Genomic DNA, 21327 nt, shown 5'->3' on the forward strand with positions numbered 1-21327 from the left:
TCAAGCACCCTGTTGAGTTCTCAAAGAACAACCACACACCGCCCAGAAACCCCACCAAGTGGAGCCCCCAACCCGGGGTATTTCGTACACAATCCCCGCCGCTCTCGCGCCGGGCACTTTTACTACGCTACCCGGTGATTTTCGCCGTGTCAAACCGCTGTTTCGCAGTTTGTCGTACGTCAACCATTTCGCCGGGCACCACAATTCGACCGGCTCGCGCCGGGCGCTTCGTGGATTTCGGCAGGACGGCCGCTGCGGTCTCCCGCATGCTCGCCCGTTTCCCTGCCGGCCGACAAACCTTACACGGTCGGTTCCGCCTCGCCAAATCCGCCTCGCGGCGAATCCGGGGCACCGCCCGGTCCAAGGTCCGATGGAGCATCCATCAGATCCTGGCGGTCACTCCTGCGCTCCGGCCGCTCAGGTCTTTGGCCTGTTTCGTCCGTTCCGCGCTGGCAGAAAGAAAGCTACGCGCCCAGCGGTTTGATCGTCAAATCCGCTGGACGCGTCCCCCGTCACACTCTCGACGTACGGCTATTTGCGCAGCTCAACCCCGGCGAAGGAGCGCTTGCCACGGCGCAGCACCAGGTACCGACCGTGCAGCAGGTCCTCCGGGGCGACGGTGGCGTCCACCTCGGAGATCCGGTTGTTGTTGACGTAGGCGCCGCCCTCGGCGATCACCCGCCGGGCCTCCTTCATGCTGGGCACCAGCCCGGACTCCTTGAGCAGGCCGGCGACGTCCGGCAGGTCGGTGAGGTGGACCAGGCCAGCCTCGGTGAGCGCGGCCCGCAGCGTCTCCGGGGCCAACTCGTCCAGCGACCCCCGGCCGAAGAGCGCCTGGCTGGCGGCGACCGCCTGGGCCATCTCCCGTTCGCCGTGCACCAGCGTGGTCAGCTCCTCGGCGAGGGCCCGTTGGGCGAGTCGAGCCTGGGGCCGTTCGGCCGTCGCCTTTTCCAGCTCCTCCAGCTCCTCCCGCGAGCGGAAGCTGAAGTAGCGCAGGTACCGGGTCACGTCGCGGTCGTCGGCGTTGACCCAGAACTGGTAGAAGGCGTACGGGCTGGTCATCTGCGGGTCGAGCCAGATGGCGCCGCCCTCGGTCTTGCCGAACTTCGTGCCGTCCGCCTTGGTGACCAGCGGGGTCACGAACGCCTGTACCGGGCCCGCGCCGCGGCGGCGGACGTAGTCGACGCCGGCGGTGATGTTGCCCCACTGGTCGGAGCCGCCGTACTGGAGCTGGCAGCCGTACCGGCGGTGCAGCTCGAAGAAGTCGTTGGCCTGCAGGAGCTGGTAGCTGAACTCGGTGAAGCTGATGCCGGTCTCCAGGCGGGCCTTGACCACCTCACGGGCCAGCATCTTGTTCACCGGGAAGTGCTTGCCGACGTCCCGGAGGAACTCCACCACCGACATCTCCCCGGTCCAGTCCAGGTTGTTCACCAGTCGGGCGGCGTTCTCCCCGGTGTACGAGACGAACGGCGCGAGCTGGTCGTGGATGCGCCGCACCCAGCCCTCGACCACCTCGGGCGGGTTGAGCGTCCGTTCGGCGCTCTCCTTGGGGTCACCGATCTGGCCGGTGGCGCCGCCGACCAGCAGCAGCGGCCGGTGCCCGGCGAGCTGGAGACGGCGGGCCGTGGCGACCTGCATGAGGTGGCCGACGTGCAGGCTCGGAGCGGTGGGGTCGAAGCCCACATAGAAGGTGGCGTTCCCGCCGCCGAGCAGCTCACGCAGCTCGTCGAGGCCGGTCGAGTCCTGGATCAGGCCCCGCCACAGCAGGTCTTCGGTCAGGGAGTCCCGCCCCTGCGGGAGGTTGCTGTCGGTCACGGTCACCGATTCTCCCCCATCACGCGGCCCGAGCCGTACCGGGTTTGCTTCTCGGCGGGGTGACTAGGCTGGCGGCTCGGTACGACGCGAGGAGGGACTGCGGTGGAGATGCCGGACCTGACCGGGGGCTTCGTCGCCCTGCTGGGCCTGAAGTTCGACGAGGTCAGCGGCGAGAAGGTGGTCATCCGCTGGCAGGTACGCCCGGAACTGCACCAGCCGTTCGGGATTCAGCACGGCGGGGTCTACTGCTCCGTGGTCGAGACGGCCGCCAGCATCGGGGGCTCGCTCTGGCTGGGCGACAAGGGCCAGGTGGTCGGGGTCTCCAACCAGACCGACTTCCTCCGGGCGGTCCGCGAGGGCGAGCTGACCGCGGTCGGCACGCCGGTGCACCGGGGCCGCAGCCAGCAGCTCTGGCAGGTGGAGATCACCGACGCGGACGGGCGACTGGTCTCGCGCGGCCAGGTGCGCCTGCAGAACCTCACCGCCGGCTGACCGCCGCCCGACCGGTCCGGCGGGCTGCCCGATTCGACCTAAATACGCGGCTGGCGCGGATATCGTCGCCTCGATGAGACCGCCCGCTCGCCCGCCGACGTGAGGAAGCTCCTCGCCGCCACCCTCGGCGTGCTCTCCGCGATCGGCGGCTTCGTCGACATCGGCGACCTGGTGGCGGCGAGCCAGGCCGGCGCCCGGTTCGGCATGGCCCACGCCTGGGTGCTGCTCGTCGGGGTGCTCGGCATCTGCGCGTACGCCGAGATGGCCGGACGGATCGCGGCGGTGAGCGGCCGGGCGGTGTTCGACCTGGTCCGGGAGCGGCTGGGGCCACGGGTCGCGCTGCTCAACCTGATCGCGTCCTACCTCGTCACCGTGGTCACCCTGGCCGCGGAGCTGGGCGGGGTGGCGCTGGCGGTGCAGCTGGCCACCGGGCTGAGCTACCTGCTGTGGGTACCGGTCGCGGCGCTCGCCGTCTGGCTGGTGCTGTGGCGGATGCGCTTCGAGCTGATGGAACGGGTCTTCGGGCTGGCCGGAATGGCGCTGCTGGTCTTCGCGGTGGCGTTGTTCGCCCTGCCCACCGACTGGGGGCGGCTCGGCAGCCAGGCCGTGCACCTCAGCTCCGCCGGGCACGGCTGGAGCGCCTACTGGTTCGTCGCGGTGGCGCTCTTCGCCTCCACGGTCAGCCCGTACGAGGTCTTCTTCTTCTCCTCCGGCGGGGTGGAGGAACGGTGGAGCGCCGCCGACCTGGCCCACGCCCGGTCGAACGTGCTGATCGGCTTCCCGGTCGGCGGGTGCCTCGCGCTGTCGCTGATCGCCACCGCGGCGGTGGTCTACCACCCGAGCGGTGCGTCGCTGACCACCCTCGACCAGGTGGCGCAGCCGGTGGTCCTGGCGTTCGGCGGGGTCGGGTTGGTGGTGGCCGTGCTGGCGTTCTTCGCGGTGACCTTCGGCGCCGCGCTGGAGACCGGCCTGTCGGCAGCGTACGCGGCGTCGCAGTACTTCGGCTGGCAGTGGGGCAAGCGGGTCAGCCCCCGGGAGGCCGCCCGGTTCCACAGCGTGCTGCTGGTCAGCGTGCTGCTCGGGGTGCTCATGCTGCTGACCACGATCGATCCGATCCGGCTCACCGAGTACATGCTGGTGCTCAGCGCGGTGGTGCTGCCGCTGACCTACCTGCCGATCCTGGTGGTGGCGAACGACCGGAACTACCTGGGCGACCGGGTGAACGGCCGCTGGATCAACCTGCTCGGCGCGCTGTTCCTGCTGCTGATCGTCGTCGCGTCGGTGGCGGCGATCCCGTTGGCGCTCATCACGAGGTTGGGACAGTGAGGGTCCAACTCGCCAAGCAACTGCTCGACCGGCAGATCGTCGACCGGGACGGCCGGCTGGTCGGCCGGGTCGACGACATCGCGTTCGCCGTCGACGCCGAGGGGTTCCCGTACGTGGACTGCCTGCTCACCGGGCAGGGGGCGCTCGGGCAGCGGATGGGCGGCCGGATCGGCCGGGTCCTGCTCGGGATCGCCGACCGGTTCGTCGACGATCCGCCGGTGCGGCCGGTACGGATCCCGGTCACCTTGATCGACCGGGTGGACAGCGCGGTACGGCTACGCGTCCGGGCGGCCGACCTGCCGCCGCCGCCCGTCGAGGCCTGGCTGCGCCGGCACCTGATCGACCGGATCCCGGGAGCGCACCGTGCGGGCGGGTGAGCTGCTCGGGAGGACCGCGTACGACCTGCACGGGCGGCGGCTCGGCCGGGTGGTGGACGTGGTGGTCCGGGGCGGCTTCCCGCCCGACCGGCTGCGACTGACCGACGTGATCGTCGCCGGTCACTGGTGGACCCGGGTCACCGGCCGGTTGATCGGCCCGGAACTGCACCCGTCGGGGCCCTGGCTGCTCCGGGCCGCCGCCCGGGTGCTCGGGCGGAGCACCCACCAACTCCCCGTCGACCAGGTGCGGCTCTCCCCTCCGGTGCCCGGCTTCCCGTTCAGCCCGCCGGGCGGTGCGGCCTGACGCTCGGCGCCGCCGGGTGACGCGGGCTGACCCGCGGGGCCGCCGGGTGGCGGGGGTCTGATCCACGGTGCCGTCGCGGCGCCGGCCGGTCGGTCAGCCGCGGGCTTCGTCGAGCACCGGGGCGTCGGCGTCGGTCGCCCCGTCCGGGGCGGCGTCGGCGTCGGCGTCGGCGTAGCGGCGGATCCGGACCTCGGTGATGGCTCGGTGGTCGATGGCGGTCACCAGCAGCTCCCAACGGTCGACGACGACGCTCTCCCCCGCCACGGTGGGGATGTGCCCGAGGCAGGTCAGCACCAGCCCGGCGATGGTCGTGTACTCGCCGGCCGGCCGGCCGGGCAGCTCGACGCCGAGGTCGGTGAGGTCGTGCACCGGGAAGGTGCCGGGCAGCACCAGCGTGCCGTCGTCCTCGGTGCGGACCGAGCTGAGGTCCCGGTCGGTCTCGTCGTAGATCTCGCCGACGATCTCCTCGAGGATGTCCTCCAGGGTGACGATCCCGTCGACCGCGCCGCGCTCGTCCACGACCAGGGCGATGTGCTGGCGTTCGGCCTTGAACTGGCGCAGCGCGTCGACCACCGACAGCGAGTCGGGCAGCAGCATCGGCGGACGGGCGCACTCGTCGACCGGCCGGTCGTCCGGCACGCCGACCAGGTCGCGCAGGTGGATCACGCCGACCGCGTCGTCCAGGCCGCCGTGCCGGACCACCGGGGCCCGGGAGTGGCCGGTCGCGGCCAGCACCAGCCGGGCGGCCTCCGCAGTGGTCCCGCTGTCGAGCGTGAAGACCTGCAGCCGGGGTACGAGCACCGCGCGCAGCTGCCGGTCGGCGATCTCCACCGCGCCGGCGATGATCGTCCGCTGCTCCTTGGTGAAGCCATGGTTGCCGGCGACGATGTCGCGCAGCTCGTACGGGCCGATCTCCTCCGGCTGGTGCTTGGGGTTCAGCCCGCAGAGGCGTACCACCAGGTCGCTGGTGGCGCCGAGGGCCCAGACGGCCGGCCGGGTGAAGGTGGCCAGCAGGTCCAGCGGCCTGGCCACGACGAGCGCCCACCGCTCGGCGGACTGCATGGCGATCCGCTTCGGGGCCAGCTCGCCGAAGACCAGGGTGACGAAGGTCAGCGCCAGGGTGACCGCCACGATTGCGGCCGTCTCGGCGGCGTCGCCGAACACCCCGAGCAGCGGTACGAGCGGCTTGGCCAGGGAGACCGCCGCGGCGGCCGACGCGAGGAAGCCGGCCAGGGTGATGCCGATCTGGATGGTGGCCAGGAACCGGTTCGGGTCCTTGGCCAGCCGGGCGAGGGTCCGGCCCGCGCGGCTGGTCCGTTCCAGCCGCTGGAGCTGGCTGTCCCGCAGCGAGACCAGCGCCATCTCGCTGCCGGCGAAGGCCGCGTTGACGATGACCAGGACTCCGACCAGGGCCAGTTGGCTCCAGTAGCTCTGCACGCCCGGTTCTCTCCCTCACCACGACCAGCGCCGCCCGGCACGGCCGACGCCGCCGACCGGGGACCCGGCCGGCGTAGGCCCACTGTGCCCAGCGGTGGGGTCACTGAATCCTCCCCGTCCGACGCGGCCCGTCAGGCCGGCGCGGGCAGGTCGAGGACGTACGCGTCGCCCTCGGGGCGGAAGCCGAGCCGATGGTAGTAGGGGGCGACCATTCCGGGCGGGCTGACCACCCGGCGGAAGCCGCGGTCGGTGAAGAGGCTGCTTCGCCGGTAGACGAACTCACCCGGGGTGAAGTCGCGGAACGGCGGGGTGACGTAGTCCAGGTCGATCTGGGCGACCCCGCCGGCCTCGGCGTGCGACACCACCACGCCGACCACCTCGTCGGCGCGGACCACCAGGAACGCCGAGCGCCGCCCGTCGGTGGGATCCCAGTGGAAGTCGGGGTTGAACCGGGCGATGTCGGCGGCGTGCACCCGCAGCGTGTGGTCCAGGAACGCGTCGCCGGTCCCCACCTCCACCACCTGGTACGTCTGCTCGTCGTGCCGGGTGGCCAGCATCTTCTGCAGGTACCAGACGTTGACCACGGCCAGCACCACATTCAGGCCGACCATCGGCCAGACGTGCACCGCCGCGTTGTAGCCGATCAGGATGAGGCAGCCGACCAGGTTCAGCGCGCGCAGCCGCAGGATGCGCGTCTGCAGCAGGGACCAGACCAGCAGCGCGGAGCCGGCCCAGCCGACGAGTTCCAGCCAGTTCACCCTGGGGAGACTAGTGGTCGACCAGCTCAACGCCGTCGGCGGGCAGCTCCAACACCCATTCCTCGACGTCGACGCCGCGGCCGTTGGCGTACCCGGCATCCTCGCCGACCACCACGAAGCCGCACTTGCGCAGCACGGCGAGGGAGGCGCGGTTGTCCTTGGCGGCGCGGGCGTGGACCGGCCGCTGGGGCAGCTCGCGCAGGAGCGCGGCCAGCGCGGCGGTGGCGTGGCCCCGACCCCACCGGCGCGGGTCGATCCAGTAGCTGACCTCGGTGCGCTCGTCGACCGGGAAGGCCACCACGTGCCCGACCACCGCCCCGTCGACCACCACGGTCCGGTTGACGATGCGCGGGTCGGCGCGGATGCGCGCCCAGTGCGCGTCGAACGCCGCCCGGTCGGCCGGGTCGGCGGGGCCGAAGGCGGCCATCCAGTTGGCCTGCGGATCCTGCTGGTGGGCGAAGAACTCCGGCAGGTCGGCGTCGCGTACCGGGCGGAGGCGAACGTCGGAGGTCACCCGCCGGAGGATACGCAGGCCCACCGACGCACTCGGACCTCCGGCCCGGTGACCGTCGGCTGTGTCGCCGTTCCAGAGCATGGACACGAACGGTGTCGTCCGGCTGATCCGGCCGGCGGTCGCCGAGGGCCGACCGGGCCCGCCCGGTGAGCCCGACGCCCCGGCGGCCGCGGCGGTCACCCGGGTGGTGGACCGCGCCCGGGAACCGGCGCGACGCGCCCGGGTGACGGCGGAGGATGGCCGCATGAACAGGATGCGTCATCCCCGGCACCGGCCGGCGATCCCGGTGCGGGTCCGCGGCGCCTCGGTCACGGGCGCGAAGGTGGCCGGCCCGCGGGCGCTGGGCCCCACGGCGGCCGCCCCCCTGGCGCTCGCCGCTGCCGCGCTCGGGGCGGTGGCGGTGGGCACGCTGGCGATCGGACGGCTGGCCGTGCGCCGAGCGGTGATCCGCGAGCTGCGGATCGGCCGGCTGGAAGTGGACGAGCTGATCGTCCACCGGCACTCGGTAGGTCAGCCGGTCGGCGGCAGCGCCGCCGGGTAGCCGTAGAGGTCGAGCAGGCGTACCCGGGACCCCTGCAGCCGATCCACCACCACGCTCATGAACCGGGCGGTGAGCTGCCGACCGACGTACCGCCCGGCCCCTCGGCTGTCTGCTCACCGCTTGCCGCCGTGCTCCACGGTGACCGGGATCTCCCGGGCCGTCGGCTCGGTCCCCGCCGAAGGTGGCGGTGATCTCGAGGATGCCGTCCGCGTAGCGGGCCGCGACGGTCTCCTCCTTCACCCCGCCGACTGCCCGGTCGTGGTCGGGGTGGACGGTTCCCCGCTGTCGACCGAGGCGATCGGTTTCGCCTTCGCCGAGGCCGCGCAGCGCGGCACGTCCCTGGTGGCCGCGCACGCCTGGCTGTATCCGACGCCGGTCGGCCCCGGCGACATCGTGCCGCTGGTGGTGGAGGAGTCGACGGACGCGCAGCTGACCGTGGTCGGCGCGCACGGCCGGGGCGCGTTCCTCGGGCTGCTGCTCGGCTCGGTCAGCCACGCGGTGCTGCACCAGGCGCGCAGCCCGCTGGCCATCGTCCGGCACCACCGGGGCGGCGACCCCGCCTGACCGCCCCGCGCCGACCGTCCGCGTCGGCCGCTCCCCGGACCGGCGCGGACGATCGTCCGGGTCGGGGTGTTCCCTGGGCGGCGCCGGGGCAAATGCGGACCGGCGACGGTGGGTACGTCGACAATGACCTGATCGACCTCTGGGGGAGCTGATGAACCGACCTGTCGTGGTGGGCGTCGACGGATCACCGTCCAGCCTGGTCGCCGCGGAGCACGCGGCGCGGAGCGCGGTCCAGCGATCCCGGCCACTGCACGTGGTGCACGGCTACCTGCACCCGCTCGGCTACGGCGTGCCGCTCAACCCGTACGACCTCGGGGTGCCGGCGCCGACCGAGAAGGCGCAGAAGATGCTGGAGCAGGTGGCCGCGGAGCTCACCGAGCGCCATCCGGGCCTGCGCGTGGAGGCGCGGCAGCTGGCCGGCGGTCCGGGCGCCGCGCTGGTAAAGGAGTCCCGCCGGGCCGAGCTGGTGGTGGTCGGCAGCCGCGGCCACGGCGGGTTCGCCGGGCTGCTGCTGGGCTCGATCAGCGGCCAGGTGGCCCAGCACGGGCACTGCCCGGTGCTGGTGGTCCGGCCGGCGGACGAGCCGATCCCGGTGGGCGGGCCGGTGGTGGTCGGGGTGGACGGCTCCGAGCCGGCGGCGCTCGCCGTCGGGCAGGGCGCCGATGAGGCGGTCCGTCGGGGAACGACCCTGGTGCTGATGCACGTACGACCCACCGGCCGGCCCGGGGGTGTGCCCGAGGAGGTGGCGGAGTCCGGGGCCGCCGAGCAGGCCGGGGCGACCGAGCTGCTGGCCGGCGCGGCGGACCGGGTGCGGGCCGACCATCCTGGGCTCACCGTGACCGGGCGTCCGGTCCGGGCCGCCAAGCCGGAGCAGGCGCTGATTGAAGCGAGCGGGGAGGCGGCCCTGGTGGTGGTCGGCTCCCGGGGCCACGGCGGCTTCGCCGGGCTGCTGCTCGGCTCGGTCAGCCAGGCGCTGGTGCAGCACGCCCACTGTCCGGTGCTGATCGCCCACGCGTACGAGGCGGCCGACTGAGCCCGCGCCCCGCGGGGCGCGACGGGCGCGGGCGGCCGGCTCAGGCGGGGTCGCGGCCGGCGAGCAGGTCCTCGAAGCTGGTGGTGAGGGCGAACGGGTCGGCCGGCCCCGCCGCGGCCGGGCGGCGGTCGACCTGCTCGGCGAGTTCGCCGGCGGCCCGCCGGATCCGGGTCCGCAGGGCCGCGTCGGCGCCCTCGCCGGCCCAGTCCTCGGGCGCGGCGAAAACCGCCGTCGGCACGACCAGCGCCCGCAGGTAGGCGAACATCGGCCGGACCGCGTGCTCCAGGGCGAGCGAGTGCCGGGCGGTGCCGCCGGTGGCGCCGATCAGCACCGGCCGGTCGGCGAGCGCATCGGAGTCGACCACGTCGAAGAAGGACTTGAACAGCCCGTTGTAGGAGGCGTTGAAGATCGGCGTGACGGCGACGAGCCCGTCCGCGCCGGCCACCGTGTCCAGCACCTCCCGCAGCGCGGGCGAGGGGAACCCGGTGAGCAGGTGGTTCACCACGTCGCGGGCGTGTTCGCGCAGGTCGACGGGGCGGATCTCGACGTCCGCGCCGCGCCGGACCAGCTCGCCGCGGGTGGCCGCGGCGAGCTGGTCGGCGAGCAGCCGGGTCGAGGAGGGCTGGCCGAGGCCGGCCGAGACCACGGCCAGGGTGCGCCGGGTCATCGGCCGTTCTCCGCGCCGGTCAGGTCCGCCGCCGCGTCGCGGGCCGCGACCAGCGAGGCGTGGGTCGGCGCCTCGGGTACGTGGGCGGGACGCAGCGAGTCGACCTCCTTGCGGAGCACCGGGACGACCTCCTCGCCGAGCAGGTCGAGCTGCTCGAGCACGGTCTTCAGCGGCAGCCCGGCGTGGTCCATGAGGAAGAGCTGGCGCTGGTAGTCGCCGGCGTACTCGCGGAAGCCGAGCGTACGGTCGATGACCTGCTGCGGGCTGCCCACGGTCAGCGGAGTCTGGGAGGTGAACTCCTCCAGCGACGGCCCGTGCCCGTAGACCGGGGCGTTGTCGAAGTACGGCCGGAACTCGCGGACCGCGTCCTGGGAGTTGCGCCGCATGAAGACCTGGCCGCCGAGCCCGACGATCGCCTGCTCCGGTGTGCCGTGGCCGTAGTGGGCGAACCGCTGGCGGTAGAGCCCCACCATCCGCTGGGTGTGCTCCTTGGGCCAGAAGATGTGGTTGGCGAAGAAGCCGTCGCCGTAGTACGCGGCCTGCTCGGCGATCTCCGGGCTGCGGATGGAGCCGTGCCAGACGAACGGCGGCACGCCGTCGAGCGGGCGCGGCGTCGAGGTGAACGACTGCAGCGGGGTGCGGAAGCGTCCCTTCCAGTCGACCACATCATCGCGCCAGAGCCGGTGCAGCAGGTCGTAGTTCTCGATGGCGAGCGGGATGCCGTTCCGGATGTCCTGACCGAACCACGGGTAGACCGGTCCGGTGTTGCCGCGCCCCATCATCAGGTCCACCCGGCCGTCGGCCAGGTGCTGGAGCATCGCGTAGTCCTCGGCGATCTTCACCGGGTCGTTGGTGGTGATCAGCGTGGTCGAGGTGGAGAGCAGCAGCCGCTCGGTGCGGGCGGCGATGTGGCCGAGCATGGTGGTCGGCGACGCGGGCACGAAGGGCGGGTTGTGGTGCTCGCCGGTGGCGAAGACGTCGAGCCCGACCTCCTCGGCCTTGAGCGCGATGGCCACCATGGCCTTGATCCGCTCATGCTCGGACGGCAACCGCCCGGTGGTCGGGTCGACCGTGACGTCGCCGACGGTGAAGACTCCGAACTGCATGACCAGCTCCTCGCGTGACTCCCGGACCGCTGCGGGCCGGATCGCACCGCACAACATATTTGACGAGTCAACTATTCCGTCGCGGCCCTGCCCCCGGGTGGCGCCCACCACACCCGCCGGTCCTGGGCGGAAACGCCGGCCGCACCTGACGGCCGAGGCCCGGATCACCAAGACCTTCACCGGCGACCTCGCCGGAGGCTTCAGCGTCGCGCGCGGGGCACGTGCCGGCGGTAGTCGCTCACCGCGGGGTCGCCGGAGATCCAGAACCGCCATGGCACGTCGTGCGCCCCGGTGACGCCGACCCGGGGGCCGGCCTCGATCGCCGCCGCCGGCACGGGCGCGACCGGCGGCCGCAGCCGGACCGGGCCGTCGCCGAGCAGGTCCAGGCCGTAGGCGGAGCGGTCGATGCCGAGCGCCGCGCAGAGCCGGGCGGGGCCGCGGGCCAGGTCCACGTCCCGGCGTACGGCGGGACGTCGGGCCCGGGCGGCGTCGGTGCCGTCGACCACCTCGCCGGCCCGCAGCAGCACCGCGGAGGCCTCGCCGTCCGGGCCGGTCACCACGTTCACGCACCAGTGCATGCCATAGGTGAAGTAGACGTAGGCGTGACCCGCCGGGCCGAACATCACCGCGTTGCGCGGGGTACGCCCCCGGTAGGCGTGCGAGGCCGCGTCCCCGGCCGTGCCGGCGTACGCCTCGACCTCGGTGATCCGGACGGTGACCCCGCCCGCGGCGAGCCGGCAGCCGAGCAGCCCGCGCGCTGCGGGCACCACCGGGCCGGCGAGCAGTCCGGCCAGCGCGGGGCTGGTCACGGGGTCAGCGGTGGTCATGGCTCGACCCTACCGGCGTGCCGGAGATGAGCGCGATTTGCTTTCAACAGGCTGTTGACAAAGGGTCGTTCAAGGCGTTCTGATGGAGCACATGGACATGCTGGACAACGATCCGTTCACCGCCCCGGATGCTGCCCAGGCGCGGGCGCACCGCAACTACGCGGCGCTGGTGCGGATCGCCGAACGGCACGCGGGGACCGACGCCCGCCGCCGCCGGTACTCCCACCCCGACGTGCCGGAGGCCTACGAGGCGGCCACGCTGGTGATGGCGCTGGCCGGCGGGGCCGCGCTGGAGGCCGGCGAGGAGCCGGTCGACCAGGCCGACCTGATGGCCGCGCTGACCCTGATCCCGCACGTCCGCGCCGAGGTGGACGCCCTCGAGGCGGGGCTGTTGCAGGTCGCCCGCGGTCGGGGGCTGACCTGGCAGGCGATCGCCTTCGGGCTCGGGCTCGGCAGCGCCCAGGCCGCCCGCCAGCGCTACGAACGGCTGACCGTCCGGACCGGCACCGGCGACTGAGCGCCGGGATCCCGGTCTGGCAGCCGCGTCCGCGCGGCCGCCGCGCAACCCGGCGCGACGACGCGTCGGGCGTGGACTGTCGCAGCCTCGGGTGAGACTGGGCGGGCAATTCGTCAGGGGAGGACGCGATGACGCGCGAGGAGATGCTGGCGTACTGCCTGGCCAAGCCGGGCGCCTGGCTGGACCGGCCGTGGGAGGGCGACGAGGTGGTGAAGGTGGGGAGCCGGATCTTCGCGTTCCTCGGCTCCCCCGACGGCGACGCGAGGGTGGGCGTGAAATGCGGCCCGAGCCGGGACGTCGCCGACGAATGGCTGCACCGGTTCCCGGACGACGCGAAGGCGTCGCCGTACATCGGGCGGTCCGGCTGGAACACGCTGCGCCTCGGCGGCGGGATCGACGACGAGGAACTGACCGATGCCGTCGACGGGTCGTACGACGCGGTGGTGGCGAAGCTGCCGAAGCGGGAGCGCCCGACGGCCTGAGGGTCGGCGCGGGTGGACCACCCGCGCCGACCCCCACGACCTCAGCGGGGGACGACCCGCTCGGCGGCCCACTCCCGCCAGCCGACCAGCTTGTCCGCGGCGGCGGCAAGCTGGTCGGCGACCGGGCCGGGGCCGGTCGAGCCGGGCGTGGTGCGGGCGGCGAGCGCGGAGCGGACCGACAGCACGTCGCGCACCGACGGGCGGAGGTGCTCGCTCACCGTCGCCAGGTCGGCGTCGGAGACCTCGTCCAGGGCGCAGTCCCGGGCCACGCAGAGGGCGACCAGCTTGCCGGTGATCTCGTGCGCGTCGCGGAACGGCACGCCCCTACGGACCAGCCAGTCGGCCACCTCGGTGGCCAGCGAGAAGCCGACCGGGGCGGCCGCCACGAGGCGGTCCACCCGGACGGTCATCGTGGAGATCATCCCGGCCAGGGCCGGCAGCAGCAGCTCCAGGGTGTCGACCGCGTCGAAGGCCGGCTCCTTGTCCTCCTGCATGTCCCGGTCGTACGTCATCGGCAGGCCCTTGAGCATGGTGAGCACGCTCATCAGGCCGCCGACCAGGCGGCCGGACTTGCCCCGGGCCAGCTCGGCGATGTCCGCGTTCTTCTTCTGCGGCATGATCGACGAGCCGGTGGCGAAGGAGTCGTCCAGCTCCACCCAGCCGAACTCGTGCGATGTCCAGAGCACCACCTCCTCGCCGAGGCGGGACAGGTGCACGCCGACCATCGCGGTGACGAAGAGGAACTCGGCGACGAAGTCCCGGTCGGCGACCGCGTCCATCGAGTTGGCGAAGGACGTCCGGAAGCCCAGCTCCTTGGCGACGGCCACCGGGTCCAGCGGCAGGCCGGAGCCGGCGAGCGCGCCCGCGCCGAGCGGACTGATCGCCGCCCGGTGGTCCCAGTCGCGCAGCCGCTCCAGATCGCGCAGCAGCGGCTGCACGTGGGCGAGCAGCCAGTGCCCGAAGGTGACCGGCTGGGCGTGCTGGAGGTGCGTCATGCCGGGCGCGGCCGTGTCCACGTGCCGCTCGGCCTGCTCGACCAGGGCATCGGCCAGCTCGACCAGCCGGGCGGCCACACCCCGGGCGTGGTCGCGCAGGTAGAGCCGCAGGTCGGTGGCGACCTGGTCGTTGCGGGACCGCCCGGCGCGCAGCTTGCCGCCGAGGCTGCCGAGCCGCTCCAGCAGGCCGCGTTCCAGGGCGGTGTGCACGTCCTCGTCGTCGACGGTCGGCCGGAACTGCCCGGAGGCGCAGGCGGCCTCCAGGTCGTCCAGCGCGGCCAGGATCCGGCCCAGCTCGTCGGGGTCGAGCAGGCCGGCGCCCGCCAGCACCCGGGCGTGCGCCCGGGAGCCGGCGATGTCGTACGGGGCGAGGCGCCAGTCGAACTGGACGCTCACCGACAGCCGCGCGAGGGCCTCGGCGGGGCCGCCGGCGAACCGGCCGCCCCACAGGCTCGTCCGGTTGGTGGCGGCGCTGTTCTCGGTCAGGCTCTTGTCGTCCACCCCACCCATTGTGGTCCCCACGATCAGGAGCCACCCAGCCGGGCGTCCCGCGCGGCGGCCATCCTGCTGGGGAGGCCCCAGAGCTGCACGAAGCCCTTCGCCAGGGACTGGTCGAAGGTGTCGCCGGTGTCGTAGGTGGCCATGCCGAAGTCGTACAGGCTCGCCTCGGAGCGCCGACCGGTGACGGTGGCCCGGCCGCCGTGCAGGGTGAGCCGCACCTCGCCGGAGACGTGCTGCTGGGCGTCGGCGATGAACGCGTCGAGGGAGTTCTTCAGCGGCGAGAACCAGAGGCCGTCGTAGACCAGCTCGCCCCAGCGCTGGTCGACGCCACGCTTGAACCGGGCCAGGTCCCGCTCGACGGTGACCGCCTCCAGCTCCTGGTGCGCGGTGATCAGCGCGATCGCGCCGGGCGCCTCGTACACCTCGCGGCTCTTGATGCCGACGAGGCGGTCCTCGACCATGTCGAGCCGGCCCACACCCTGGGCGCCGGCGCGCCGGTTCAGCTCCAGGATCGCCTGGTACGGGGTGACGGTCTCGCCGTCGATGGCGACCGGGTTACCGGCGTCGAAGGTGATCACGACCTCGTCGGCGTCCCGCGGCTCGGCCGGGTCGGACGTGTACGAGTAGAGGTCCTCGATGGGGCCGTTCCAGATGTCCTCCAGGAAGCCGGTCTCCACCGCGCGGCCCCACAGGTTCTGGTCGATGGAGTAAGGCGACTTGGCCGACACGTCGATCGGCAGCCCCTTCTCCTCGGCGAAGGCGATCGCCTTGTCCCGGGTCCAGGCGAAATCCCGGGCCGGGGCCACGATCTTCAGGTCGGGGGCGAGCGCGCTCAGGCCGACCTCGAAGCGGACCTGGTCGTTGCCCTTGCCGGTGCAGCCGTGCGACACGATGGTGCCGCCGTGCTTGCGGGCCGCGGCGACCAGGTGCTTGACGATCAGCGGCCGGGACAGCGCGGAGACCAGCGGGTACCGGTCCATGTAGAGGGCGTTGGCCTGGATTGCCGGCAGGCAGTAGTCGGCGGCGAACTCATCGCGCGCGTCGACCACCTCGGACTCGACGGCGCCGCAGTCCAGGGCGCGCTGCCGGATCGCGTTCAGGTCCTCGCCGCCCTGCCCGACGTCGACCGCGACCGCGATCACCTCGGCGCCGGTCTGCTCGGCCAGGTACGGAATGGCGACGGAGGTGTCGAGACCCCCGGAGTACGCCAGGACGACCCGCTCGGTCATGTTGTGCTCCCTTCAACGTTGTCTTCCCGGTGGGCCCAGCCGGCGAGCCGTTCGCCGAGCGCGGCCCCGCCGAGGGCCTCGCGGGCCACGACGAGGATGGTGTCGTCGCCGGCGATGGTGCCGACGATCTCGGGCAGGCCCGCTCGGTCCAACGCGCTGGCCAGGTAGTGGGCTGCGCCCGGTGGGGTGCGCAGCACGGCGATGTTGCCGCTGGAGTCGACCCCGTTGAGCAGTTCGCGCAGCAGCCGGACGAGCCGGGCCGGGGCGGCCTCGGCGTCGCGCAGCGGCCGGTGGCCGTCCTCGGGGATCAGGTAGACGGCCCGGCCGTCGCCGCCGCGCGCGGTGACCGCCCCCAGCTCCTTGAGGTCCCGGGAGAGGGTGGCCTGGGTGACCTGGATGCCGTCGCCGGCGAGCAGGTCGGCCAGTTCGGTCTGCGAGTGGATCGCCTTGTCGCGGATCAGCTCGACGATGCGGGCGTGCCGGGCGGTACGGGTCAGCGGGGCGGTCATGAGGAGGCCTCCAGGAGAAACGTCAGCAGCGCCTTCTGGGCGTGCAGGCGATTCTCCGCCTGGTCGAAGACCGCGCTGCGCGGCCCGTCGAGGACCTCGTCGGTGATTTCCTCGCCCCGGTGGGCGGGCAGGCAGTGCAGCACGATGGCGTCCGGCGCGGCGTGGTCGAGCAGCGCGGTGTTGACCTGGTACGGCAGGAACGGGGTGATCCGGTCCAGCCCGTCGGACTCCTGGCCCATCGAGGTCCAGGTGTCGGTGGCCAGCACGTCGGCGCCGCGTACCGCCTCGACCGGGTCGGTGAGCACCCGGGCCGAGCCGCCGGCGCCGGCGGCGATCTTCTCCGCCCGGGCCACGATCTCGGGGTCGGGCTGGAAGCCGACCGGGCCGGCGATTCGGACGTGCATCCGGGCGGTGGCCCCGGCCAGCAGGTACGAGTGGGCCATGTTGTTCGCCGCGTCCCCCACGTACGCGAGGGTCCGCCCGGCGACGGCGCCGAACCGCTCGCGGACGGTGAGCAGGTCGGCGAGGAGCTGGCAGGGGTGGTAGTCGTCGGTGAGCGCGTTGACCACCGGCACGGTGGCGTGCGACGCGACCTCGGCGATCCGGTCGTCGCCGTGGGTGCGCAGCACGATCGCGGCGACGTAGCGGGAGAGCACCCGGCCGGCGTCGGCCAGGGTCTCGCCCCGACCGAAGTGGGTGACCTGGGTGTCCACCACGAGCGGGTGGCCGCCCAGCTCGGCGATGCCGGCGTCGAAGGAGATCCGGGTGCGCAGGCTCTGCTTGTCGAAGAGCACCGCCACCGACCGCGGCCCGTCGAGGGGCTTGTACGCGAACCGGTCGGCCTTCATCCGGACGGCCAGGTCGAGCACCGCCGCCTGCTCGGCCGGGGTCAGGTCGTCGTCCCGCAGGAAGTGCCGGATCATGCGCTGACCTCCGTGGCGCTCGTCGTGGTCGGGCTCGTCGGTGCGATCGTGGAGGATCGCGGCCCCTCCAGGGCCCATTCGGCCCCAAGGTCCGCCATCGGGGCGGGGGTGGCGGCGTCCAGGGCGGCGGGGAGGGCCGCGAGGAAGGCGTCGACCTGGTCGGCGGTGAGGATCAGCGGCGGGGCCAGCCGGACCACGTCCGGCTGGACCGGGTTCACCAGGAAGCCCGCCTCACGCAGCGCGGTCGCCGCCGCGCCGGAGACCTGCTCGGCCAGCACGATGCCGAGCAGCAGTCCGGCGCCGCGGACGTCGGCGACCAGCGGGTGGCCGAGCCCCTCGACGCCCCGGCGCAGCCGCTCGCCGACCCGCTTGACGTGGTCGAGCAGCCCCTCGCTGGCGATGGTGGCGACCACGGCGAGGGCGGCCGCGCAGCTGACCGGGTTGCCGCCGAAGGTGGTGCCGTGCGAGCCGGGGCCGAGCAGTTCGGCGGCCCGCCCGAAGGCCAGGCAGGCGCCGATCGGCAGGCCACCGCCGAGGCCCTTGGCCAGGGTGACGATGTCCGGCTCGACGCCCTCGGCCTGGTGGGCGAACCAGTGCCCGGTACGGCCGATGCCGGTCTGCACCTCGTCGAGCACCAGCAGCGCACCGTGCCGGGCGGTGATCCGCCGCGCCTCGGCGAGGTAGCCGGCCGGCGGGACGACGATGCCGTTCTCGCCCTGGATGGGCTCCAGGATCACCATCGCGGTGGCGTCGGTGACCGCGGCCGCCAGGGCGGCGGTGACGCCGTACGGGACGTGGGTGACGTCGCCGGGGAGCGGGCGGAACGGGTCGGCCTTGGCCGGTTGGCCGGTGAGCGCGAGGGCGCCCATCGTGCGGCCGTGGAAGCCGCCGGCGGCGGCGACCACGTGGGTGCGGCCGGTGAGCCGGGAGAGCTTGAACGCCGCCTCGTTCGCCTCGGCGCCCGAGTTGGCGAAGAAGATCCGGCCGGGTCGACCGGCCAGGGCCAGCAGCAGCTCCGCCAGGGCCACCGGCGGCTCGGCGACGAAGAGGTTGGAGACGTGACCCAGGGTGGCGACCTGCTTGGAGACGGCGGCCACCACGGCCGGGTGGGCGTGGCCGAGGGCGTTCACCGCGATGCCGCCGAGCAGGTCGACGTACTCCCGGCCGGCCTCGTCGGTCACCACGGCGCCGGAGCCGGAGACCAGCGCCAGCGGCGGCGTGCCGTAGTTGTCCATCATGGACTTACCCCAGCGTTCCACCAGCGTGCTCATGACGCGCGCACGACCATCGTGCCGAATCCTTCCGACGTGAACACCTCGAGCAGCGTGGAGTGGGCGACCCGGCCGTCGACGACGTGCGCGGCGGGCACTCCCCCGCACACCGCCCGCAGGCAGGCCTCCATCTTGGGGACCATCCCCGACTCCAGGGTGGGCAGCAGCTTCGCCAGGTCGTCCGTGCTGATCTCGCTGACCAGGCTGGCGGTGTCCGGCCAGTCCGCGTACAGGCCGGGGACGTCGGTGAGGACGACCAGCTTGCGGGCGTCCAGGGCGACGGCGAGAGCGGCGGCGGCCGTGTCGGCGTTGAGGTTGTGCAGCACCCCGTCGGCGTCCGGCGCGACGGTGGAGATCACCGGGATCCGGCCGGCCGCGATCAGGTCGGCCACCGCGGAGACGTTCACCGACTCCACGTCGCCGACCTGCCCGACGTCGACCGGCTCCCCGTCGACGAACGCCGGGCGGCGGACGGCGGTGAAGAGCGCGGCGTCCTCGCCGGAGAGGCCGACGGCGAACGGGCCGTGCGCGTTGATCAGGCCGACCAGTTCCCGGCCGACCTGACCGACCAGCACCATCCGGACGACGTCCATCGCCTCCGGGGTGGTGACCCGCAGGCCGCCCTTGAACTCGCTGGCGATGCCGAGCCGGCCCAGCATGGCGGAGATCTGCGGCCCGCCGCCGTGCACCACGACCGGCTTCAGGCCGGCGTACCGGAGGAAGACCATGTCGGCGGCGAACGCGCGCCGCAGCTCGGGGTCGACCATGGCGTTGCCGCCATACTTGACCACGACGGTGGCGCCGGAGAAACGGGCCAGCCAGGGCAGGGCCTCGATCAGCGTCTCGGCCTTGGCCTGGGCCCGGGTGAGGTCCGCGGAGAGGCTCATGTCCGCGCCGACTTTCCGTTCGCGACTGCGGGACTCCGCTGCGCTGCATTCCTCGCGCTCACGACGAGTACGCCGAGTTCTCGTGCACGTACGCGTGCGACAGGTCGTTGGTCCAGATCGTCGCGGCCGCGTCGCCGGCGTGCAGGTCGATCCGGATGGTGACGTCCCGCCCGGTCAGGTCGACCTTGGACCGGTCCTCGGCGGCGGCGCCGGAGCGGCAGACCCAGACCCCGTTGACCGCGACGTCCACGCCGTCCGGCTGGAACGCGGCTGAGGTGGTGCCGACGGCCGCGAGGATCCGACCCCAGTTCGGGTCGTTGCCGAAGAGCGCGGCCTTGACCAAGTTGTTTCGGGCCACCGAGCGGCCCACCTCCACCGCGTCGTCCTCGCCGGCCGCGCCGACCACGTCGATGGCGATCTGCTTGGTGGCGCCCTCGGCGTCGGCGATGAGCTGCTGGGCCAGGTCGTGGCAGGCGGCGGTGACCGCGGCGGCCAGCTCGGCCTCGGTCGGCTCGAGGCCGGACGCGCCGCTGGCCAGCAGCAGCACGGTGTCGTTGGTGGACATGCACCCGTCGGAGTCGATCCGATCGAAGGTGACGCGGGTGGCGGCGCGCAGCGCGGCGTCGAGGGTCTCCGGCCCGGCCACGGCATCGGTGGTGAGGACGCAGAGCATGGTGGCCATGGCCGGGGCGAGCATGCCGGCGCCCTTCGCCATGCCGCCGACGGTCCAGCCGCCGCCCCTCGCGACGGCGGTCTTGGGCCGGGTGTCGGTGGTCATGATCGCCTCGGCCGCCGCGGCGCCGCCGTCCCGGGCGAGCCCGCGGATGGCGGTGCGCACGCCGGGGAGGAGCTTCTGCATCGGCAGCCGCTCGCCGATCAGCCCGGTGGAGCACACCGCCACCTCACCGGCGCCGAGCATCAGCCGGGGGCTGCTGGCGGTGAGCGAGGCGGCGGTGTGCTCGGCCGTGACGTGGGTGTCCTGGAAGCCGGCGGGGCCGGTGCAGGCGTTCGCGCCCCCGGAGTTGAGCACCACGGCGCGGACCACGCCGCCCCGGACCACCTGCTGGGTCCAGCGCACCGGCGCGGCCTTGACCCGGTTGGCGGTGAAGACGCCGGCGACCCCGGCGTCGGGGCCGTCGTTGACGACGAGGGCGATGTCGGCGGCGCCGCTGGTCTTGAGGCCCGCGGCGACGCCGGCCGCCCGGAAGCCCCTCGGCGTGGTCACGGTCATGGTGCTACTCCGAAGACTGAGAGTCCGGTGGTCTGGGGAAGGCCGAGCATGAGGTTGGCGTTCTGCACGGCCTGGCCGGCGGCGCCCTTGCCGAGGTTGTCGATGGCGCTGACCACGATCATCCGACCGGAGTCGACGTCGACCGTGGCCTGGAGGTGGCAGGAGTTCGAGCCGGCGGTGGCGGCGGTGTGCGGCCAGGCGCCCTCGGGCAGCACGTGGACGAACGGGGCCTCCGCGTACGCCGCGGCGAGCACCTCGCGCGGGTCGGCGTCGCCGGTGGGCACCGCGGTGACGGTGGCGAGGATGCCCCGCGGCATGGGAGCGAGCACCGGGGTGAGGGAGAGGCTGGTCGCGCCCGTAGCCTGCTTGATCTCCGGCACGTGCTGGTGGACGCCGACCTTGTAGGGCGACAGGTCGCCCATCACCTCGCTGCCGAGCAGGTGGGCCTTGGCGGCCCGGCCGGCGCCGGAGGTGCCGGAGGCGGCGACCACGACCACGTCGGTGGGTGCCACCGCGCCGAGGGCGATCAGCGGCGCGAGGGCCAGGGTGGTGGCCACCGCGTAGCAGCCGGTGTTGGCCACCCGGTCGGCGGCGGCGATCTCGGCCCGCTGGCCGGGCAGCTCGGGCAGGCCGTAGGTCCAGGCGCCGGCGTGCCCGCCGCCGTAGTAGCGGGCCCAGGCGTCCGCGTCGCGCAGCCGGTGGTCGGCGCCGAGGTCGACCACCTTGACCGTCTCCGGCAGGGCGGCGGCCAGGGCCGCCGACTCGCCGTGCGGCAGGGCCAGGAAGACCAGGTCCGCGTCGGCCAGGATGGTCGGGTCGGTCGCCCCGAGCGTCAGGTCGAGGCCCGCGAGCTGCGGGTGTACGGCGGTGACGGGCTGGCCGGCCTGGCGGTGCGCGGTGGCGGCGACCAGGTCGAGCTCCGGGTGCCCGGCGACCAGGCGCAGCAGCTCGCCGCCGGCGTACCCGCTCGCTCCCGCGACCGCGACTCGGATGCCCATACTCACCTCCGCATGACTATGCA

At 73.4% G+C, this 21327-nt stretch carries 23 protein-coding genes and 1 pseudogene; 9 read left to right on the top strand and 15 right to left on the bottom strand.

All coding sequences use genetic code 11. The annotated features are described in order from the left end of the window. Window positions 1-531: 531 nt before the first annotated feature. The gene (gene tyrS, locus SLP03_RS14600; RefSeq protein ID WP_319461199.1) at window positions 532-1815 is read right to left on the bottom strand and encodes a tyrosine--tRNA ligase; all 1284 of its coding nucleotides are present in this window, start codon (window positions 1813-1815) and stop codon (window positions 532-534) included. Between the two features lie 108 nt (window positions 1816-1923). Between tyrS and SLP03_RS14605 the strand changes: the two genes are divergently transcribed. The 4 genes from SLP03_RS14605 (at window position 1924) to SLP03_RS14620 (ending at window position 4314) form a co-directional block, all read left to right on the top strand. Next, window positions 1924-2307 carry a PaaI family thioesterase gene (locus SLP03_RS14605; protein ID WP_319461200.1) on the top strand — a complete coding sequence of 128 codons (384 nt, stop codon included), beginning with the start codon at window positions 1924-1926 and terminating at the stop codon, window positions 2305-2307. 99 nt (window positions 2308-2406) lie between these two features. Then, window positions 2407-3633, top strand: a complete 1227-nt coding sequence (locus tag SLP03_RS14610; RefSeq protein ID WP_319461130.1) for an NRAMP family divalent metal transporter — start codon at window positions 2407-2409, stop codon at window positions 3631-3633. After that, a complete protein-coding gene (locus tag SLP03_RS14615) occupies window positions 3630-4010 on the top strand; it encodes a hypothetical protein (RefSeq protein WP_319461131.1) in 381 nt (126 codons plus the stop codon). Before SLP03_RS14610 ends, SLP03_RS14615 begins: the two co-directional genes overlap by 4 nt. Continuing rightward, window positions 3997-4314 (top strand): PRC-barrel domain containing protein, encoded by a 318-nt coding sequence (locus SLP03_RS14620; RefSeq protein WP_319461132.1) that lies wholly within the window; start codon window positions 3997-3999, stop codon window positions 4312-4314. Before SLP03_RS14615 ends, SLP03_RS14620 begins: the two co-directional genes overlap by 14 nt. Before the next feature lie 93 nt (window positions 4315-4407). Here the strand turns inward: SLP03_RS14620 and SLP03_RS14625 are convergent, their stop codons facing one another. The 3 genes from SLP03_RS14625 to SLP03_RS14635 form a co-directional block, all read right to left on the bottom strand. Next, the gene (locus SLP03_RS14625; protein WP_319461133.1) at window positions 4408-5751 is read right to left on the bottom strand and encodes a hemolysin family protein; all 1344 of its coding nucleotides are present in this window, start codon (window positions 5749-5751) and stop codon (window positions 4408-4410) included. A gap of 131 nt (window positions 5752-5882) precedes the next feature. Continuing rightward, window positions 5883-6509, bottom strand: a complete 627-nt coding sequence (locus SLP03_RS14630) for a hypothetical protein (protein ID WP_319461134.1) — start codon at window positions 6507-6509, stop codon at window positions 5883-5885. A 10-nt stretch (window positions 6510-6519) separates the two neighbouring features. Next, a complete protein-coding gene (locus tag SLP03_RS14635) occupies window positions 6520-7023 on the bottom strand; it encodes a GNAT family N-acetyltransferase (protein ID WP_319461135.1) in 504 nt (167 codons plus the stop codon). A 79-nt stretch (window positions 7024-7102) separates the two neighbouring features. On the opposite strand from SLP03_RS14635, the gene SLP03_RS14640 reads away from it, so the two are divergent. The 3 genes and pseudogenes from SLP03_RS14640 (at window position 7103) to SLP03_RS14650 (ending at window position 9161) form a co-directional block, all read left to right on the top strand. Continuing rightward, a complete protein-coding gene (locus SLP03_RS14640) occupies window positions 7103-7564 on the top strand; it encodes a hypothetical protein (protein ID WP_319461136.1) in 462 nt (153 codons plus the stop codon). Window positions 7565-7807: 243 nt separating this feature from the next. After that, window positions 7808-8128, top strand: a pseudogene (locus SLP03_RS14645) (universal stress protein); the annotation flags it as partial. Window positions 8129-8279: 151 nt separating this feature from the next. Beyond that, window positions 8280-9161, top strand: a complete 882-nt coding sequence (locus tag SLP03_RS14650; RefSeq protein ID WP_319461137.1) for a universal stress protein — start codon at window positions 8280-8282, stop codon at window positions 9159-9161. Window positions 9162-9201: 40 nt separating this feature from the next. On the opposite strand, the gene SLP03_RS14655 is transcribed toward SLP03_RS14650, so the two are convergent. The 3 genes from SLP03_RS14655 to SLP03_RS14665 form a co-directional block, all read right to left on the bottom strand. Further along, window positions 9202-9828, bottom strand: coding sequence for an FMN reductase (locus SLP03_RS14655; protein ID WP_319461138.1), 627 nt, complete (start codon window positions 9826-9828; stop codon window positions 9202-9204). Beyond that, window positions 9825-10934, bottom strand: coding sequence for an LLM class flavin-dependent oxidoreductase (locus SLP03_RS14660; protein ID WP_319461139.1), 1110 nt, complete (start codon window positions 10932-10934; stop codon window positions 9825-9827). The genes SLP03_RS14655 and SLP03_RS14660 overlap by 4 nt, the downstream gene beginning before the upstream one ends. A 200-nt stretch (window positions 10935-11134) precedes the next feature. Next, window positions 11135-11761, bottom strand: coding sequence for a DNA-3-methyladenine glycosylase (locus tag SLP03_RS14665; RefSeq protein WP_319461140.1), 627 nt, complete (start codon window positions 11759-11761; stop codon window positions 11135-11137). A gap of 82 nt (window positions 11762-11843) precedes the next feature. Between SLP03_RS14665 and SLP03_RS14670 the strand changes: the two genes are divergently transcribed. After that, a complete protein-coding gene (locus SLP03_RS14670) occupies window positions 11844-12278 on the top strand; it encodes a DNA-binding protein (protein ID WP_319461141.1) in 435 nt (144 codons plus the stop codon). A gap of 128 nt (window positions 12279-12406) precedes the next feature. Further along, complete coding sequence (locus tag SLP03_RS14675; RefSeq protein WP_319461142.1) at window positions 12407-12760, top strand: MmcQ/YjbR family DNA-binding protein; 354 nt, start codon at window positions 12407-12409, stop codon at window positions 12758-12760. Between the two features lie 41 nt (window positions 12761-12801). Here SLP03_RS14675 and argH read toward each other — a convergent pair whose 3' ends face one another. The 8 genes from argH to argC are packed head-to-tail and all read right to left on the bottom strand — an operon-like array spanning window position 12802 to window position 21304. Continuing rightward, window positions 12802-14265: an argininosuccinate lyase gene (gene argH, locus SLP03_RS14680; RefSeq protein WP_319461201.1), complete on the bottom strand. Its 1464-nt coding sequence runs from the start codon at window positions 14263-14265 to the stop codon at window positions 12802-12804. A 14-nt stretch (window positions 14266-14279) separates the two neighbouring features. After that, window positions 14280-15485 (bottom strand): argininosuccinate synthase, encoded by a 1206-nt coding sequence (locus tag SLP03_RS14685; protein WP_319461143.1) that lies wholly within the window; start codon window positions 15483-15485, stop codon window positions 14280-14282. After that, the gene (locus SLP03_RS14690) at window positions 15482-15994 is read right to left on the bottom strand and encodes an arginine repressor (protein ID WP_319461144.1); all 513 of its coding nucleotides are present in this window, start codon (window positions 15992-15994) and stop codon (window positions 15482-15484) included. Before SLP03_RS14690 ends, SLP03_RS14685 begins: the two co-directional genes overlap by 4 nt. Continuing rightward, window positions 15991-16917, bottom strand: coding sequence for an ornithine carbamoyltransferase (gene argF / locus SLP03_RS14695; RefSeq protein ID WP_319461145.1), 927 nt, complete (start codon window positions 16915-16917; stop codon window positions 15991-15993). The genes SLP03_RS14690 and argF overlap by 4 nt, the downstream gene beginning before the upstream one ends. After that, window positions 16914-18188 carry an acetylornithine transaminase gene (locus tag SLP03_RS14700; protein WP_319461146.1) on the bottom strand — a complete coding sequence of 425 codons (1275 nt, stop codon included), beginning with the start codon at window positions 18186-18188 and terminating at the stop codon, window positions 16914-16916. The genes argF and SLP03_RS14700 overlap by 4 nt, the downstream gene beginning before the upstream one ends. Beyond that, window positions 18185-19075: an acetylglutamate kinase gene (argB, locus tag SLP03_RS14705; protein WP_319461147.1), complete on the bottom strand. Its 891-nt coding sequence runs from the start codon at window positions 19073-19075 to the stop codon at window positions 18185-18187. The genes SLP03_RS14700 and argB overlap by 4 nt, the downstream gene beginning before the upstream one ends. 58 nt (window positions 19076-19133) lie before the next feature. Continuing rightward, window positions 19134-20306, bottom strand: coding sequence for a bifunctional glutamate N-acetyltransferase/amino-acid acetyltransferase ArgJ (argJ, locus tag SLP03_RS14710; protein ID WP_319461148.1), 1173 nt, complete (start codon window positions 20304-20306; stop codon window positions 19134-19136). Beyond that, window positions 20303-21304 (bottom strand): N-acetyl-gamma-glutamyl-phosphate reductase, encoded by a 1002-nt coding sequence (argC, locus tag SLP03_RS14715; RefSeq protein WP_319461149.1) that lies wholly within the window; start codon window positions 21302-21304, stop codon window positions 20303-20305. Before argC ends, argJ begins: the two co-directional genes overlap by 4 nt. Window positions 21305-21327: the final 23 nt, after the last annotated feature.

The organism is Micromonospora sp. RTP1Z1 (genome assembly GCF_033804685.1).
GTDB lineage: Bacteria > Actinomycetota > Actinomycetes > Mycobacteriales > Micromonosporaceae > Micromonospora.